This window comes from Sphingobium sp. FW305-3-2-15-F-TSA7, from assembly GCF_058787155.1.
Map to the genome: position 1 here is coordinate 20,472 of NZ_JBYSZM010000012.1, position 17,773 is coordinate 38,244.

Annotated in this window: 15 protein-coding genes; all 15 read right to left on the reverse strand. The window is 66.1% G+C overall.

Going from position 1 to position 17,773, the window contains the following annotated elements:
• Positions 1-3: 3 nt before the first annotated feature.
• Positions 4-801: an enoyl-CoA hydratase/isomerase family protein gene (locus tag AC3WN8_RS11410; RefSeq protein WP_492669542.1), complete on the reverse strand. Its 798-nt coding sequence runs from the start codon at positions 799-801 to the stop codon at positions 4-6.
• Positions 798-2,423, reverse strand: coding sequence for a class I adenylate-forming enzyme family protein (locus tag AC3WN8_RS11415; protein ID WP_492669543.1), 1,626 nt, complete (start codon positions 2,421-2,423; stop codon positions 798-800). The genes AC3WN8_RS11410 and AC3WN8_RS11415 overlap by 4 nt, the downstream gene beginning before the upstream one ends.
• Positions 2,410-3,453 (reverse strand): acyl-CoA dehydrogenase family protein, encoded by a 1,044-nt coding sequence (locus tag AC3WN8_RS11420; RefSeq protein ID WP_492669544.1) that lies wholly within the window; start codon positions 3,451-3,453, stop codon positions 2,410-2,412. The genes AC3WN8_RS11415 and AC3WN8_RS11420 overlap by 14 nt, the downstream gene beginning before the upstream one ends.
• A 5-nt stretch (positions 3,454-3,458) precedes the next feature.
• The gene (locus tag AC3WN8_RS11425; protein ID WP_492669545.1) at positions 3,459-4,619 is read right to left on the reverse strand and encodes an acyl-CoA dehydrogenase family protein; all 1,161 of its coding nucleotides are present in this window, start codon (positions 4,617-4,619) and stop codon (positions 3,459-3,461) included.
• A 2-nt stretch (positions 4,620-4,621) separates the two neighbouring features.
• Complete coding sequence (locus tag AC3WN8_RS11430) at positions 4,622-5,371, reverse strand: enoyl-CoA hydratase family protein (RefSeq protein ID WP_492669546.1); 750 nt, start codon at positions 5,369-5,371, stop codon at positions 4,622-4,624.
• A complete protein-coding gene (locus AC3WN8_RS11435; protein WP_492669547.1) occupies positions 5,371-6,459 on the reverse strand; it encodes an NAD(P)H-dependent flavin oxidoreductase in 1,089 nt (362 codons plus the stop codon). Before AC3WN8_RS11435 ends, AC3WN8_RS11430 begins: the two co-directional genes overlap by 1 nt.
• The gene (locus AC3WN8_RS11440; protein ID WP_492669548.1) at positions 6,456-7,349 is read right to left on the reverse strand and encodes an enoyl-CoA hydratase; all 894 of its coding nucleotides are present in this window, start codon (positions 7,347-7,349) and stop codon (positions 6,456-6,458) included. Before AC3WN8_RS11440 ends, AC3WN8_RS11435 begins: the two co-directional genes overlap by 4 nt.
• A 121-nt stretch (positions 7,350-7,470) precedes the next feature.
• Complete coding sequence (locus AC3WN8_RS11445; RefSeq protein WP_492669549.1) at positions 7,471-8,265, reverse strand: CoA-transferase subunit beta; 795 nt, start codon at positions 8,263-8,265, stop codon at positions 7,471-7,473.
• 10 nt (positions 8,266-8,275) lie between these two features.
• Positions 8,276-9,148 (reverse strand): CoA transferase subunit A, encoded by an 873-nt coding sequence (locus AC3WN8_RS11450; RefSeq protein ID WP_492669550.1) that lies wholly within the window; start codon positions 9,146-9,148, stop codon positions 8,276-8,278.
• A gap of 84 nt (positions 9,149-9,232) precedes the next feature.
• Positions 9,233-10,381 (reverse strand): amidohydrolase family protein, encoded by a 1,149-nt coding sequence (locus AC3WN8_RS11455; RefSeq protein WP_492669551.1) that lies wholly within the window; start codon positions 10,379-10,381, stop codon positions 9,233-9,235.
• Positions 10,382-10,474: 93 nt separating this feature from the next.
• Positions 10,475-11,707, reverse strand: a complete 1,233-nt coding sequence (locus AC3WN8_RS11460; RefSeq protein WP_492669664.1) for an MFS transporter — start codon at positions 11,705-11,707, stop codon at positions 10,475-10,477.
• 127 nt (positions 11,708-11,834) lie between these two features.
• The gene (locus AC3WN8_RS11465) at positions 11,835-12,593 is read right to left on the reverse strand and encodes an SDR family NAD(P)-dependent oxidoreductase (RefSeq protein ID WP_492669552.1); all 759 of its coding nucleotides are present in this window, start codon (positions 12,591-12,593) and stop codon (positions 11,835-11,837) included.
• Between the two features lie 12 nt (positions 12,594-12,605).
• Positions 12,606-14,951 (reverse strand): TonB-dependent receptor, encoded by a 2,346-nt coding sequence (locus AC3WN8_RS11470; protein ID WP_492669553.1) that lies wholly within the window; start codon positions 14,949-14,951, stop codon positions 12,606-12,608.
• A 359-nt stretch (positions 14,952-15,310) separates the two neighbouring features.
• Complete coding sequence (locus AC3WN8_RS11475) at positions 15,311-16,306, reverse strand: threonine ammonia-lyase (RefSeq protein ID WP_492669554.1); 996 nt, start codon at positions 16,304-16,306, stop codon at positions 15,311-15,313.
• Entirely contained in the window at positions 16,303-17,766 is a 1,464-nt protein-coding gene (locus AC3WN8_RS11480) for an APC family permease (RefSeq protein ID WP_492669555.1), read from the reverse strand. The genes AC3WN8_RS11475 and AC3WN8_RS11480 overlap by 4 nt, the downstream gene beginning before the upstream one ends.
• Between the last annotated feature and the right edge of the window lie 7 nt (positions 17,767-17,773).

Here is a 17,773-nt window from a genome sequence, read left to right on the forward strand (position 1 = left end):
GGTTCAGTCTTCCTTGGGCGCGCCGAAACGCGGCGCGCGCTTTTCCTTGAAGGCGATCAGGCCTTCGGTGGCGTCGGGCTCGGTCGTCGCATAAAGGTGGACGAACGCGATCTCCTCGCGCAGCCCCTGCTCATACGGCGTGTCGAGCGTCATGTTGGCGAGCCGCTTCGCACCGGCGAGACCGACCGGGCTCTTGCCGGCCATGCCCGCGACCCACTCGGCCGCGGCATCGAGCAGGCCGGCATCGGGAACCACTTTCGTCACCAGCCCCCAGGCCTCGGACGTCCGGGCGTCGAGCAGCTCGCCGGTCAGCATCAGATGCTTGGCGCGCAGCAATCCGATCGCGCGCGGCAGCCGCTGCGATCCGCCCGCACCGGGAAGCTGGCCGAAATTGAGATGCCCGTCGCCGATCTTCGCGCTCTCGGCGGCGATCGCCATGTCGCAGGCGAGCAGCAATTCGATCCCACCCGCGACGCACACACCGTTGACTGCGGCGATCCAGATCGCACGGGCTTTCTCGATGCCGGTCAGCATGTCGTAGAAATCGTCGAGAAAGGCCTGGAACGCCGGCGGATCGGCATAGAGGCGGATATAGCCGTCGAGATCGCCACCCGCGGAGAAGCTGCGCCCCTCCCCGGTCAATATGACGAAATCGACGTCCGGCGCCCCCTCGATCTCGGCGACGGCGCCCTTCAATTCCTTGACCGTCGACCAGTCGAGCGGATTGAGCTTGTCGGGCCGGGCCAGCGTGACGCGTGCCGTGCGGCCTTCATAGGCGAGCGTGAGGTTCTGGTATGTCATGCGGGTACGGCCCAGCGCTGCTTCGCATCGGCGGTCAGCGCGCCCTTGGCCACCTTGCCGCCCGACGAGCGCGGCAGGTCGTCCATCAGGACGAGATATTCGGGAAACCATTCGCGGGAGACGCCGCGGGCTTCGAGATGCTGCGAGATCGCTTCCAGCGTCACCTGCTGGTTGGGCCGCAGCGACACATAGATGCACACACGCTCGCCGAAGACCGGATCGGGCGCGGGCACCGCCGCGACCAGCGCGATCGCCGGATGCGTCGCAACCTCTGCCTCGATCGCGGGCGCGGACAGGTTCTTGCCGCCGCGGATGATGAATTCGGAGGTGCGGCCGACGACACGCAGATACTCGTCCTCGTCCACCTCGACGATGTCGCCCATCAACATCCAGCCATCGGGCGTGAAGAGCTTCGCGTTCGCCTCGTCATCGTCCCAATAGCCGAGACAGGTGGCGGGGCCGCGACAGCCGGGCTGCCCCCTGCCCTCCACATCCGCGCCCGTGGCAGGATCGAACAGGCGGACCTCCATCTCGGCGATCACCCGGCCCGCCGTGGTCAGGCGACGGTCGCGCGTGTCGGTGGAGGTGGTGCGGCTGAGCGCGCCCGTCTCGTTCGATCCGTAGAATTGGAGCACCGCGGCGCCGGTCACCTCCTCGAACTCGGCGGCGCGGCGATAGGGCACGGCCTCTCCGCCGGTGAACATCGCGCGCAGCGACGACAGGTCGCGCGGGCGCTCCGCCTGTTCGTTGAGCAGCATGATGAACTGGGTGGAGACGCAGCACAGCACGGTCACCCGCTCGCGCTCGATCATGTCGAGCGCGGTGCCCGCGTCGAATTTCGGCAGCACGACGGTGGGGCAGCCGAGAATGGCGGGCGAGAAATGCGCGGTCCACAGGCCGAAGCCGAACGGCGCCGGCACCGCGCCCATGAAGATCTCGTCTTCGGCGAAGCGGCCGGCCTCTGCCGCGAGTTGGTGGAAATAGAACCAGCGATTCTGCGTGTGCATCACGCATTTGGGCATACCGGTTGTGCCCGACGTGGAATTGATCAGGAACAGCGCGTCGGGATCGCCGGGCGGGAACGGCGCATGGGCGGGCATCTCGCCGGCGCTCCAGTTCCGCTGCGCGATCAGGTCGGGCACGATCAGCGTATCGGCCAGTGGTGCCCCCTGTGCCCGCACCGCTTCGACCAGCGCGTCCAATGTCCGCTCGCGTGTCGCCTCATGCGCGATCAGCAAGGTGGCGCCGGTGCGCTTGAGCAGATGCGCGATCTCCGCCACGCCGGCGCGTGCGCCGATGCCCACCGCGACCATGCCGGCACGCTCGATGCCGAGCAGCGCGGCATGCACCGCCGGACCGTCGGGCAGCAGCACCGCGACGCGCGCGCCGATGGCCAGCCCCTTGCCCGCGATCAGCGCGGCGATGCGTGTCGCGGCCCGATCATAAGCGCCCCAGGAGAAACGCCCCTCCGGCGTGATCCAGGCGGGTTCGCCGGGCTTCGTCGCGGCGAGCGCTGCGACGCGATCCGACAGCGTGGTCTCCCCCCACCAGCCGGCATCGCGATAGCGTGCGGCAGCTTCGGGATCAGCGCGCAGGCTACGGGCGATCTCAAGCGGCTTCACGGGCGACCTCCCCGGCGGATGCGATGTCGAAGGTCCGGTCCGCGCCGAGCGGCGCCGACATGATATGCGCGGCGACGCGCGCGCGATGGAACGCGGGCGTGCCCCAGGCCTGGCCGAGCGCCAGCGCGCGCTTCAGCAGGAAATGCACGTCGACTTCCCAGGAATAACCCATGGCGCCATGGACCTGCACCGCCGCATGCGTCGCGGCTTCGGCCGCGGCGGTCGCCGCAAGCTTGGCATGGCTGATCCGCGTGACGGACAGCGGCGACGCCGCCATCGCGGCCGCGGCGAGCACCACCGGCCGTGCGAATTCGATCTTCACCTGCGCACTGGCGAGATGATGCTTCACCGCCTGGAACGACCCGATCGGTTTGCCGAACTGCTGACGGTCCTTCGAATAGGCCACAGCCAGATCGACCGCACGCTGCGCCAGCCCCAGCAATTGCGCGGCAGCGAACAGGGCGCCGCGATCCAGCGCCGCGTCCAGCAGTGCAGCGCCGCCGATCCGTGTCGCGCTCATGGGCGTCCAGTCGACGCGGAAGAGGCGGCGGAACGGATCGATGCTCGGCTGGCGCACCAGCGTGACGGCATCGCGCGGCACGAGATAGGCCGCATCGCCATCGGCCAGCAGCAACACCTCCGCCGCATCGGCATCGGCCACGAACGGATTGACCGGATGCCCGATGGCGACCGTGCCGCCCGACAGCGCATTGCCGATATCCACGCCGGCGGCCGCCAGCATCGGCACGGCGATTCCGGCATGTTCGACCAAAGGCTCGGGCAGCGCCGCATGGCCGCACGCGATCGCGATCAACGCCATCTCGACCTGGCCGAGACCGCTGCCGCCGACACTCTCGGGCGCCATCGTGCCGGGCAGCCCCATCGCCACGATCTGGTCCCAGCGCGCAGCATCGCGCGGCGCGCCGCTGTCGAGCAGCCGGCGCAGATCCGCGCCGGTGCAGGTGTCGGCAAACATCTGCCCGACCATCTCGGCGAGCATGTCCTGTTCGTCGGTGAGGCGGAAATCCATCGCATCTACCTCGGCATGCCGAGCATCCGCTCGGCGATGATGTTGCGCTGGATCTCGTTCGCGCCGGCATAGATCGGGCCGGCGAGCGAGAAGACATAGCCGTCCAGCCAGTCCTGGATATCGGCCGAGGCGTCGGGCGCGGCGCCGGTCAGTTCGGCCTCCGCCCCCAGGATCGACAGCGCGGTGCGATGCAGGTCGAGATCGAGTTCCGACCAGAAGATCTTGTTGGTGCTCGTCTCCGGCCCGATCGTGCCGCCCGCCATCAGCCGGCTCGCGGTGGCGTAGATCGACAGCGCATAGGCGTCGGCATCCATCCAGGCCTGCATCACCGCGGCCTGCGCCAGCGGATCGGCGCTGCCCCGACGCTTGCGATACAGGTCGACCAGCTTCGCCGCCGCCACCTGGAAACGCGCGGGGCTGCGCAGCATCAGTCCGCGCTCGAAGCCGGCGGTCGACATGCACACCACCCAGCCCTGCCCTTCCTCGCCCAGCCGGTTGGCGGCGGGCACGCGGACATCGTCCAGGAACAGTTCGGCGAAGACCGGTTTGCCGTCGAGCCGCTTGATCGGCTGCACCGTCACGCCGGGCGCGTCGAGCGGGAACAGGATCAGCGACAGTCCCTTGTGCCGCTCGCTGCCCGGTTCGCGGAACAGGCCGAACGCCCAGTCGGCATGAACCGCGCGCGACGACCAGATCTTGTGGCCGGACAGGATATAATCGTCGCCGTCGCGCACCGCGGTGGCACGCACGCCGGCCAGATCGCTGCCCGCGCCCGGTTCGGACCAGGCCTGCGCCCAGATCTCGTCGCCCGCCGCCATCGCGGGCAGGAAACGCGCCTTCTGCTCCGGCGTGCCATATTCGATGAGCGTCGGGCCGAGCAGGAAGATGCCGTTCTGGTTGACGCGCAGCGGCGCGCCTGCGCGATAATATTCCTCTTCGAAGATCAGCCAGCGGATCAGGTCGAGCCCCCGCCCGCCATAATCGACGGGCCAGGTCACCATGCCCCAGCCGCCGGCATTGAGCGTCCGTTCCCAGGCGCGATGCGCTTCGAAGCCTTCGACGCTCGAATCGAAATCGGGCAGCGGCTGCGCGGGGACATGCGCGGCCAGCCACTGGCGTATCTCGGCGCGAAAAGCCTGTTCGGCAGGAGAGTAACGGAGGTCCACGATCAGTAGTCCGCCGCCTTGCCGCTCTGGACGAAGGCATCACGCGCGCGCTGGCTATCCTCGTGCAGATACATTTCCAGCGTGAAGCCCTGTTCGAAGCGATAGCCGTGATCGACGTCGCGCGGCTCGATCCCGTTCAGCGCCTCCTTGGCGGTCACCAGCGCGGTGCGGCTCTTGGCGGCGATCACCGCGCAGAAGGCGCGCGTCTCCTCGACCAGCGCCTCGCGCGGCACGACCTTCTCGACCGCACCGAGCCGATAGGCTTCGGCCGCATCGATCCGCCCGGCGGTGAAGAAGGCGGCACGCACCTTCTGCAACGGGAACATGCGCATCAGATGGCTGGCGCCGCCCATCGCGCCGCGATCGACCTCGGGCAAAGAGAAGAACGCGTCTTCGGCCGCGATCACCACATCGGAAGCGCCGCAGATGCCGATGCCCGATCCGATGATGAAGCCATGCACCGCGCTGACCACCGGCACCTCGCAGGCACGCACCGCCTGGAAGGTGCGATAATTGCCGCGGTTGAGCGCGACGATGCGTTCGGGATGCGCCTGCATCTCCTTGATATCGACACCGCCGCAAAAGCCGCGCCCTTCGCCGCGGATCAGCACGCAGCGCACTTCGGGATCGCGGCCCATCGCCGTGACGATATCAGGCACCGCATTCCAGCCCGCGCTGTCCAGCGCGTTGACCGGGGGGTGATCGAGGATGATCTCGCCGATCCGGTCGGCGATGCGGGTCAGGACGGGCATCAGGCACGAATCCTTGTCATGGATGGCGCCGGGGCAAGCGCGGCAATGCGGCTGCGCGCGTCACGCTCGATCGCCGCCAGCAGTTCGGCAACGCTGGGCAGGTCCTCGAGCCGCCCGGCGACCTGGCCCGTCGCCATCAGCCCGTCGTCGCCATCGCCCGACACCACGGCACGCTGGATCAAGGTCGGCGCCGCCGCGGCACGCATCGCCTGCGACAGGCTGAGCCCGCCATGGCTGCGCATGCCCTGCGCCGAGCGCAGAAGATCGCCCCATGACGCGCCGGTCGCGCGTTTCATCGCCAGTCCCGCAGACATCGCGCCCAGCCAGGATGCCATCGACCCACCCGACATCGCATGGCGCAGCGCGGCATTGCGGATCATTCGTTGCGGCAATCCGTCGATCGCGTCGGTCACCAAAATGTCGTCGGTGCCCGCTGCGACGTAGCGCTGCTTGACCGACGCGGGCACCGGGCTCTCCCGCGTCATCAGGAAACGCGTGCCCATCGCGATGCCCGACGCCCCATAAGCCAGAGCCGCCGCAAGCCCGCGCCCGTCGGCGAAACCACCCGCGGCCACGACGGGCAGGTCGACCGCGTCGAGCACCTGCGGCAACAGCACCGTCGAGGCCACCGATCCCGTATGGCCGCCGCCTTCGCCGCCCTGCACCACCAGCATATCGACGCCGAGAGACGCCATCTTTTGCGCATGCTTGACCGCGCCGACCGTGGGTACACAGCGTATCCCGGCGTCGCGGAAACGGCCGATCATCTTCGCATCGGGCCCCCGCCCGAAGCTGACGGCGCGCACCTGCTCGCGATTGGCGATGATGATATCGACCAGTTCCACCGCGCCGGGCTGGAACATGTGGAAGTTCACGCCGAACGGCCTTGAGGTCAGTCGCCTGACTTCGGCGATCTTGGCGGCCGCCTCACCCGACGTCATCACCGCCGCGCCGAGAAATCCGAACCCGCCCGCCTCGACCGTCGCCGCCACGAGCACGGGCTCGGCAATCCAGCCCATCGCGGTCTGGATCACCGGCAGCCGGCAGCCGAGCATATCGGTCAAGGGCGTGGCGAGCGGATCGGTCATTCGCCCTCGGCGTGCCTGTTGTCGGCGGCCGCGCTCTTGCCGGTCACGCCGCCCAGCGCATTGCCGGTCGTCAGGTCGTTCTGGGCATGCGCGAAATGATGCATATGGAACGCCGCGTCCATCGCGTTGCGCTTGCCGCGCAGTTCCTCGACATGGTTCACCGCCTGCTTGGTCAGCCACATGCCGAGCGAGCCCTGGACGGCGAGCTTCGCCGCCATCTCCGCCGTCGCCTGCTGCAGCTCCGCGCGCGGCACCACCTTGTTGACCATGCCGAAGGCGTAGGCGCGCTCGGCGCCCATGCGCTCGCCGAGCAGCAGGAATTCCTTGGCGACGCGCGGCGGCAGTTCGAAGCCGTGCGCGAAATATTCGACCCCTGGAATGCCCATCAGCTTCGACACGGGATCCTGGAAGAACGCATCGTCGGATGCGACGATCAGGTCGCACACCCAGGCGAGCATCAGCCCGCCCGCAATGCAGGCGCCCTGCACCATCGCGATGGTCGGCTTGGTGATATCACGCCAGCGGCGACACATGCCGAGATAGACTTCCTGCTCGCGCGTATAGAGCAGTTCAGCGCCGGGGCGTCCGACATGGTCGGGCACCAGATGCACGCGATCGAAGCTACGCGCGATATCGCGCCCCGGCGTGCCGATATCGTGGCCGGCGGAGAAATGCTTGCCCGCGCCGGCCAGCACGATCGCCTTCACCTCAGGATCGTCGACCGCCCGGCGGAAGGCCGCGTCGAGCGCATAGGTCATCTGGCTGTTCTGCGCGTTATTGTAGCGCTCGCGATTCATCGTCACCCAGGCGGCGCCGTCGCGGACCTCGTAGAGGACCGGCGTCTCGGTCTCGTAGACGATATCCGCCGCGCCCGGCGTGCCCGCAGTCATGGGATGTCCCTCTCCATCTTCAGATTATCAATCATTGCAATCTTGAGGAGCGTCAACACCGTGGGCGATAGCGTCACGGCAAGCGTGCGGTGCTTTCGCGACATCGCAGCCGCCCCAGCGATCACATGGCGCGAACGGCGGGCGGATTTCCCTTGAGGAGGGTCGCGCGGATATCGTGCGGATCAAGCCGGCGAATGACCGCCAGTGCCTCAGAATCTGGCAGCGGCGTCACCGGAATGGCGCCATCCGGCACTGCAACGTCGAAGCCGGTATTCTCGCGAACCTCGTCGACCGAAACACCGGGATGCAGCGAGACAAGGCGGATCGCATGATCGACACCGCCGAAATCCAGGACGCACAAATTGGTGATGATCCGCCGCAGTTCCAGCCGATGCGGCTTGCGGCCGTCGGGCCAGCGTGCCGGATTATAGCCAACCGAACAGACGAAATCGACTTCGCCCGCCACCATCGAGCGCCGGCTGTGCTGAGGCACGAAATAGCTGTTGGGGTGCGAGATACTGTTGCCGGGGAAACCGCGCGCGCCCAGCAATGCGGCCTTTGGCGCCGCATGATCACCGATCACGCTGATATTGGTCTGGCCGAAACGGTCGATCTGCACCGGAGCGACCAGGGCATGGCGGCGTCCGCCCCACAGATTGTCGAAAGTGCGGGCAAAAGGCGCCCAGCCCTCGACGGTCGGCCCGGTATCACGCGGCCCGATCGGTGCCGGTTCTTCGAGGAACATATTCTCCCCGTCGGTGATCATCAGCCGCGGGTTGAAGGTCAGCTTGGCAAGGCTGGCGCCCAGCCTGGGGATCGGCGTGATCCCGGTCGCCAGCCATTCGGGATCGCCCCGCCACACCTCGGCACAGGCGGCGATGAGCAATTCGGCGAGCGTGACGCTGGTGTCGGTCATGCGGCGCTCCTCAATAGACCGGCGCGGGATTGGCGCGGATCGCATCCACACCGCCGACTGCGGCAACATAGGAAGGCTGGTCGACCTCGACATAATGTCGGCGATACTCGGCCCATGCCTCGCCCTCGGCAGCGGCGGCATAGGTGCGCAAATGCGCCATATCGATCTGATAATCGGGCGACGCACTGGTCGGATGCGCGCCGAACGGCACTTCCGCAACGCCCGTGATCAGCGAGCGTTCGACCAGATGATAGCGGGCATTGCCCGGCAGCCCGAGCTCGGGCGTCGTGACCAGTTTCTCGGCACTGGCGAACGTCCGCCCAGCGGCGCGGACCATCAACTCGTCGAAGAAAGGATCAGGCGACAAAGTGAGCACATTGCCCTTCTCGTCGCTGCGATGAACATGGATCAGCGCCACATCGGGCCGGATCGCCGGCATGGCGATCAGCGTCTCTCCGTCGTCATAAGGGCTGGTGATCCTCTTGAAGCGCGGATCGTCGGCGATCGCGGTGCCGATGCCCGCGCGCGTCGGCAGGAAGGGCAGATGCATGGCCGCGGCACGCAATCCCCAATGGAGCATGCCTTCATCCATTTCCCAGACGTCGAGCCCCGCCTGGCGCGCAGCCTTGAAATGCGGCTCGATCGGGATCTGGTCCATCGAGACGAACGCGAAGATCAGCCGCCGCAACTTGCCGCTCGCCGCGAGGATGCCGACATCGGGCCCGCCATAGGCGATCACCGTCAGATCCTTAAGCGAGGAACGCGCGATCGCGCGGACCAGCGCCATCGGCTTGCGGCGCGTCGCCCATCCGCCGATGGCGATCGTCATTCCGTCCGCCAGCTCCGCCACGATGGCGTCCGGCGACATCCTTTTGTCGAGCATGTCTTTCCTTCAAACACCCTCGGTTCGGGGCGCCGCCCTTTCGGGCGACCGCCCCGAACCGGTCACGGCCGAACAGTCAGCGCCTCAAGCGCTGACGAGTGCCGGCTTGGTGCCGATCTCGACGGCCTCGGCCACCGGGAATTTGTAGAGCTTGTCGGCATTGCCGTGCAGGATCGCCGCCTTCACCGGCGCGGGAACCCCCGACATCGAGGACTGGATCGTGCGCCAGCTATAGGGATAATCCGCGCTGATGTGCGGATAGTCGGTCGACCACAGCACCCGCTCCGGATTCATGTAGTTCAGATTGTTGAGCCCGAAGCTGTCGGTCATGTAGCCGAAGTAGAAATGCTCATCGATATATTCGGACGGCAGGCGCTTCAGGCCGAAATGGTTGACCTTTTCGAGCCGCTGGTAGTTGTTGTCGATCTGCTCCTTCACATAGGGCACCCAACCGAAATCGACTTCCGCGAAGGCGACCTTCAGGTTCGGGAAACGATCGAACACGCCATTGAACACGAATTCGATGCAGCGATTTGGCGCATCGAAGAAGCGGCCATAGCCGGGCAGCTTCGCCTTGTGCGGGCTCGGCTTGTAGATGCCCAGGGCGACATGGATGTTGAAGCTGACGTCACGCTCGTGAATCGCGGCCCAGAGATAATCATGCTCGTCGGTCATCACCGTCGTGCCAGTCGGATAGGCCTGCGCCATCACGGCGCGCATGCCGGGGCGACCGAGCACACGCTCCATCTCCTCGACCGCAGCCTTCACGCCACCGCGATTGGGCAGCAGGACCAGGCCGCAGAAGCGGGCAGGATCGTACGCGACATATTCCGAGACCCAGTCATTATACGCACGGACCAGCGCCAGGTGGAATTCCTCATCCTCGACCAGCGCTATGGCGGCCTGGATCGACGGCGTGGGATACATGACCTCGGCGCTGACACCGTCGCGATCCTGCTCCTTGAGGCGTTCGGCCGGATCCCAGCCGCCCTTGCGCATATCGTCGAAACGCATCCACGCCTTGGTCTCTTCGGGGGGCAGGCCGGCACAGGCGTTCCAGCCGAAATTGCGCGGCCCTTCGAGACCCTCGAACAGCCAACCATCACCCTCGGGGAAGCTCTCCATCCGCGGTGCGCGGTCCTTGAACTTCTGGGCGACACGCTTCGTGAACAGATCGCCGGGTTCGTTGAAATGACTGTCGGCGGAAACGAGGCGGCTACTTCCGAGAGGCATTCTTGTTCTCCTATCTATCTTTTATATGATGGATGCAGAAGGCGCGCGAGTCAACGTGGCGGAGCGCTACCGCCACGACATCCCAGCGATCTCCTAAAGTGCGTTCGGGCGGCCCCGGTTCGCCGTGATCCACAGGCCCATGAGCAGCGCCAACACCACCAGCGTACCACCCACCGTGACGAAGGTGGCGTGGATGCCGAGACTCAGCCGCACCGGCGCGGTGATCAGCGGATTGAGGAAATGACCGAGGAACAGCGAGGACTGGACCAGCCCGATCGAATAATTCTGCTGGCCCGGACTGACCCTGTCGAGAATCCGATTGAGGAAGAAGGGCATGTTCCAGCCGGCGCCGATCCCCTCGATCACCACGCACACCAGGATCAGTTCATAGGTCGGTGCGAATCCGGCACCGATGAAACCGATGCCCATCAGGGTGGACGAGATCACCAGGGTCCAGCCACCAAGACGGGCATAGACATAGCCGAAGGCGAAGGCCGCCAGGATCGATACGGCGGCGCTGAGCGCGGGCACGCGCGACACCAGCACGGCGCTGGTGATGCCATTGTCCTTGAGCAGGAAGGGCATCTGGAAGGACGGCATGGTATGGCCGATCGACAGGATCAGCGACAACAGGAACAGCGGCCAGAGCTGCCACACCGAGAAACGGTCCTTGCTGTCCAGCTTGCGCTCCAGCGTGATCGGCTTGTCGAACACGAAGAAGGCGATGAGCAGCATGATGCCCGGGATCAGGAACATGATGCCCGGCGCGCGCCAGCCGTAATTCTGCGCCAGCCAGCCGCCGAGCAGCATCGTCGTGACGGTTCCGATCGAGGAGATGCCGTGCCGATAACCGATCAGCTTGGAACGCATCGCCCCAGCGAACTGTGCCGCGAGGATGCTGGTCATCGACACGTCGGCAACGACCGCGCTGAAGCCGAGCACGAATCGGCTGGCGAGCAGCGCGTAATAGTTGAGCGGCAGCAGCTGCATCAGGCCCGCCAATGTGCAGACGGCCAGGCTGGCGAACATCATCCCGCGCAGGTTGGTGGAACTGACGAACAGTCCGGCCACCAGCCCCGAGATCGCCATGCCGATGGGCGCAAGCGTGACAACGAACTGGGCGCTGAGCACCGAATCGCCGGAACTGCTGAAATCCTGGGCAATCAGCTGGAGCCCCGGGACGACCGTGGTGAAGGCAAGCGCCGATTTGATCCCACCGGTCAGCAGGATGATGATGATGAGCAGGCGACGCCAGGATGGCAAAGCATCCGCCGGCGACGCTACCGCCGTCGGCGCATCCTCACCCGTTCCAGTCACGGTGGCCATCTTCAACGCCCTCTCTTCTGTCTTTCGTCCACGCTAGCATTGCTCGCGCGCCTTGGCCGTTCGTCATCCGGCATGCCCTCGTTGCCGAGCGTGCATCGTTGCGCAAGGTCGGAGACGATCGGTGCATTCAGCGCGACAGCGTGGCGCCGCCATCGACCGTCCAGATCGCGCCGTTGACGAACGACGCGGCGGGGCTTGCGAGGAAATGGACGACCCGGGCGATCTCATCGGGCTGCGCGACGCCGGGCGGGACAGTGCCGGGGGCGCCGCCCGCGGCTTCGATCGCACCCTGGGTCGCCTCGGTCAGCACGGGCCCCGGCGCCACGGCGTTCACCCGAACGCCGAACGGCGCGAATTCGCGCGCCATCACCTGGGTCGCCGCCGCCAGCCCGGCCTTGGATGCGGCATAGGCGATCTTGCCCGCACCGGGGCGAAAACCCTGGACCGATCCGATATTGACGATCGCACCACCCTGCCCCGCGTCGCGCATCATGGCCGCGACCAGTTGCGCCATGCGAACGGCGCCCTTCAGATTGACGTCGATCACCGCATCCCAATGCGGTTCGTCGAGATCGAGCACCGCGCGCGAGGGAAACAGGCCTGCACTGTTGATCAGGATCGCGGGAACATTGCCGTCCAGCGCAGCCTTCAGCGCATCCTCGATCGACCATCGGGAGATATCGAGCGAGAGTACGACCGCGCCGGGAATTTCCCCCTGCGCCGCCGACAGCCCGGCCTCGTCACGATCGACCAGCAACAGGCGCGCACCCGCCAGCCCAAGATGCCTGGCGATGCAGCGCCCGATCCCGGAAGCGGCACCGGTGACGATCGCGAGCCGACCATCGAGCCGGCTCGCCGCCTCCAGCGTCTGGGGATCGGACGTCATCGACGCGCCGGATCAGAAATCCAGGCCGAGCGCGAAGCCGTAATAGCGCGGGCGATTATAGGTGCCCGCCAGGATCGCGCCGAAATCGGTCGCGAAGGTCAGATACCGGTTGTTGCTGAGATTCTCGCCGAAGATCTGCGCCCGCATCTTGTGGCCATCGACCTCGAACGCCCAGATCAGACGCGCGCTGTAGTTGCTTTCCTTGCCATAGAGCGGAACCTGGGCGGTGTTGGGCGCCTGCGACAGCAGCGTATAGGTCGGCGAATTGCCTTTGCCGGTATAGTCGCCGCGCAGGGTGAAGCTGCCCGCCGAGGCAGTGTCGAGCGTATATTCGGCGCCGACATGGTAGGTCCATTTCGGCACGTTCGCGAATTTTGCCTGATCCGCGACATTGGTCGGCACGCCACCGACCGCCACGATATATTCCTGATATTCCGGATCGACATAGCCGAGATTGCCGTCGATCTTGAAGCCGCCGAGCACGACCTGACCCTCGACCTCGAAGCCGCGATAGCGCGCCTTGCCGGCATTGGTGAGCTGATTGGTGTTGGTGACGATGCTGTAGCCATTGACCTGCAGATCGTCATAGTCGGTCTGGAAGGCCGCGATGTTCAGGCGGACGCGACGATCGAAAAAGTCGCTCTTGATACCCGCTTCGTAGCTGCGCGCCGTTTCGGGACCGAAGGGCGGTGCGCCCACGGTCGGCGCATTATATCCGCCGGACCGATAGGCCGAGGATGCCCGGGCATAGAGCAGGACGTCGGGCAGCGCCTTATAGCTGATCGAACCGAGCCAGCCGACATTGTTCCATTTGTCGCTGCGCGCCTGGGTCAATCGGGTGGTGGTGGTCGTCGTCGAGACCGACACGGAATCGAGGCTCTTCTTGTCCTCGGTATAGCGGATGCCACCGACGATCTCGAGCTTGCCGTCGGCGAAGGACGGCTTCCATCCCACCTGCGCGAAGCCGGCATAGGATTTGGAATCGATCGAATAGCTCGTGCTGCGGTTCAACCGGATCGCCGCCGCCGCGGACAATGGCGAATTAAGGATGGTGGTGATCGTCTCATCCACCTTTTCGTCGTAATAATAGAGGCCGACGAGATAGTTGAATTCCCCAACATCGCCGAGCAGCTGAAGCTCTTGGGTGAACTGCTTCTGCTGGCCCGGATTGGCAGGCGTAACGTGCGCGGTGACCCATTCGATCGGCTGGCCGGCCACTGCGGGATTGGCGACCGCGCCGCGGGTCGCGCCGCCGCCGATGTTGCCGCGCAGATTCTGATGGATCTCGTTATAACCGGTGATCGACTTCACCGTCAGCGCATCGCTGAACCGATGCTCGAGCGTCAGCACGCCGCCATAGGTTTCCACCGCCGCCTTTCCGTCGGTGCGCGGATCGCGATAGCTGAAGTCGCGCGGCCCCGGCCCGATCGGGAATGCCGGGCCGTTCGCGGCGGCGGCGTTGCCGAAATAGGCGCGCCCGACGGTCGATCCGCCCAGCACTTCCCAGCCTGTATAGGAATTCACCTTGTTGTATCGCCCGCGCAGGTCGACCGTCAGATCGCCCAGATCGCCGCGCAGCGCAGCGCCGAAACCGTAACTGTCGAGCGCGCCGCCCCATTTCGAACGCGACACGCCCGGCGTCTCGACCCAGCCGTCACGCGAGTGCGATTGCGCGGAAACCTTCAGCATGAAGGGTGAATTGCCGAGACGGCCGAACTGGACGACGGCCGAGCCCGTCACTTCGGCGCGCGAGCCATAGGAGAAATCGGCCTTCACGCCGAATTCCTCGTCCGGATTGCGCGTGGACAGCAGGATCGCGCCGCCCGTCGTGTTGCGACCGAACAGGGTACCCTGCGGTCCGCGCAGCACTTCGACACTGGAGATATCGGGCAGATCGAAGGTGTTGCCGCTCGGACGGGGATTGTAGACGCCGTCGATATAGACACCCACCGCTGGCTCGACATAGAGCGCGGTCGACAGCGTGCCGATGCCGCGGATGTAGATCGCGGGCGCATTGCCGCTGCCACTGGCCTGGGTGATGCGCAGGCTCGGCGCGAGCTGGGTGATGCCGTCGATCCGGACGATGTTCAGCGTTTCCAGCTGCGCGCCCGAAATCGCGCTGATCGAAAGCGGCGTTTCCTGCGACCGCTCGGCACGACGGCGCGCGGTGACGATGATGTCCTCCAGCCGTCCCTGCCCCGAGGCGGCCTGCGCATCGTCGTCCGGCGTGGCTTGCGCAGCAGCCGTCCCCGGCAATCCGGCAAGGAGACCTGCAGTAAGCGCGATTGCCGCGACGCCGCGCCATATGCGCTTGCGGCCGGCGTAAGATTCCCACGAATGGGTGCGATCGCTGTTCACCTGGCCACTCTCCCGGTCCGGTCTATTTTTGGCCATTCTAAGAACGGCACCGGGAACGACAAATCTGAAACGGGCACAGGAGCAATTCAAAACGGGCATCGTCACCCGTTCGATCGAGGCCGGAGCCTGTCAAACCAGCGCGGACCAGTGCGGAATGGAAGTGCCCGGGTGATAGCGGCATCAACGAGACGCAAGTCGAGAGCCAAACGCCGAGTTGCCCCGCATTTATGGAAAGCACTGAAGCACCACGGCTCATCCGAGGCGATCATGACCGATGGACTGCGCGCCTGCCGCGGGGATCAGGGTTCTGGGGAGTCTTCGCTCGAAACGAGCGGCGCGAGGGCTAGACAGCCCCTTCCCTAAAGCGCCGCACCACCCTGCGCCTGATCGATCATCGATGCGAAGCTGCCGATATCGATATTGGATCCGCAGACCAGCACGCCCGTTCGGCGCCCGGCGAGTTCGTCGCGCAGGGGACCGAGCAGTGCCGCGGTGGCGGTGGCGCCCGCCGGTTCGGCGATCAACTTCATCTCGCGCGACAGAAGCGCCATCGCCTCGCGGATCTGATCGTCGTCGACTTTCACGAACCGGTCGACATGTCGCCGGCAGAGCTCGAAGCTGTAGGGCAGCGCGAAGGGCGGTCCCAGGCTGTCGGCGATCGTCGAAACCGTCGCATGCTCGACGGGTCGGCCGAGCGCGAGGCTCTGATGCATCGAATCCGCGCCGACGGGCTCGACGCCATAGACGCGGCAATTCGGGTTAATCAGCTTTATCGCCGACGAAACCCCCGCACACAGGCCGCCGCCGCCGACCGGAATGATCACCGCCTCCAGATCGTCGGTCTGCGACATCCATTCGAGCCCGAGCGTCGCGGTCCCGAGCGCGGTCAACGGCCCCTCGAACGGATGGATGAAGCTGCGTCCTTCGTCGCGCGCGAGCGCTTCGGCCAGCTCGAACGCCGCCTTGCCATTCTCGGCGATGATGATCTCCGCGCCATAGGCGCGGCACCGCGCCTGGCGGGCGAGATTGGCGGTCGGCAGCATGACGACCTTGGCCGATATGCCGAGCCGGCTAGCGGCATAGGCGGTGGCGATCGCGTGATTGCCGGCGCTGACGGCGGTCACGCCGTTGCGGCGCTGCGCGTCGGTCAGCCGCAGCATCACCGAAAGCGCGCCGCGCGGCTTGAACGTGCCGCTATGCTGGAACAGTTCGAGCTTCAGATTGACGCGCGTTCCGGGCGCCAGCCGCGCGTCGATTTCGCGTCCCTGCCAGTCGTGCACCGGCGTCCGCGCCACATAGGGGGCGATCAGCGCACGGTTTTCCTCGATATCCGCCAGGCGAAGATCTTCGATCATGGAACTGCTTCTCCCGCAAGGCCCGCCATTCTGATGCGACGCGCCTTGCGCATGCCGAAGGTCAGGTAAGTGATCAAGCCGGCCACTGCCCAGACGCTGAACAGCCGCCAGGTCTCCGCAGGCACGCCGACCAGCATATAGGCGAACACCGCGACGCCCAGCAGCGGCACCAATGGTCCGAACGCGACGCGGAAGGGCCGCGGCAGATCGGCATGGCGCCTGCGCAGCACGAGCACGCCGACGCAGATCGCGATGAACACGAGCAACGTCCCCAGCGAGACGAGTTGCACGAGCAACGACACCGGAAACAGCCCGGCCAATGTCGCGATCGCCAGCGCCGCCAGCAGCGTCGCACGGTCGGGTGCATGAAAACGCGGATGAATCCGCGCAAAGACCGCGGGCAACAGGCCGTCCTGCGCCATGGCGAGATAGATGCGCGACAGCGCCGTCAGCAGCACGAGCAGCACCGATGCGAGGCCGCTCATCGCGACGATCTCGATAAGCGGTGCGAGCCAGTCCAGTCCACCACCCGCCGCGCGCGTCGCGACCGAAAGGGGATTGGCGACGTCGAGCGCGGTGTAGGTCACGAGGCCCGTCATGACGAGCGAGACCGCGATATAGAGCAATGTGCAGACCGCGATCGCGGCCAGGATGCCGCGCGGCACGTTGCGCTGCGGGTCACGGGTTTCCTGCGCAAGCGTCGAGACCGCATCGAAGCCCAGAAACACGACGAAGACGACGACCGCGCCGCGCAGGATGCCGCTCGCCCCGAAATGGCCGAACACGCCGGTGTTGGCGGGAATGAACGGCGTCCAGTTGGCAGGATCGATATAGAATGCGCCGGCAGTGATGAAGAGCAGCAGCACCATCAGCTTGGCGGCGACGAGCACGCTGTTGACGGCGGAGGAGACGCCGATGCCGCGGCGCGCGATCGCGAACGCGGCGAGAACGACGAAGATCGCGGGCAGGTTGATCGAGGCCCCCGCCACGATCCTTCCCTCGACCGCCGACAGGGCGGGCGTCGTCAGCGCCGCCGGCAAATGGACACCGAGCGTCGCAAACAGCGCGGTCACATAACCCGACCAGCCGACCGCGATGTACGACGCGGCGCAAAGATATTCGACGATGAGGAACCAGCCGACGAACCAGGCAAAGACCTCCCCCAAAGTGACATAGCAATAGCCATAAGCGCCCCCCTGCACCGGCAGCGCCGCCGCGAGCTCGGCGTAGCAGAGCCCCGCCAGCGCGCAGCCGAACGCGGCGAGCAGAAAGGAGAGCGTGATCGCGGGCCCGGCGAATTGCGCCGCCGCGGTTCCGGTGACGATGAAGATGCCGCCGCCGACGATCACCCCGATACCGATCAGCAGCAGATCGACCCAACCCAGCCGGCGCACCAGCCCGCCATTGCCTGCCTTTGGCTGGCCCGGATCATCGCCGGTGACGGATTTTCGATGCAGCATGGGGCGG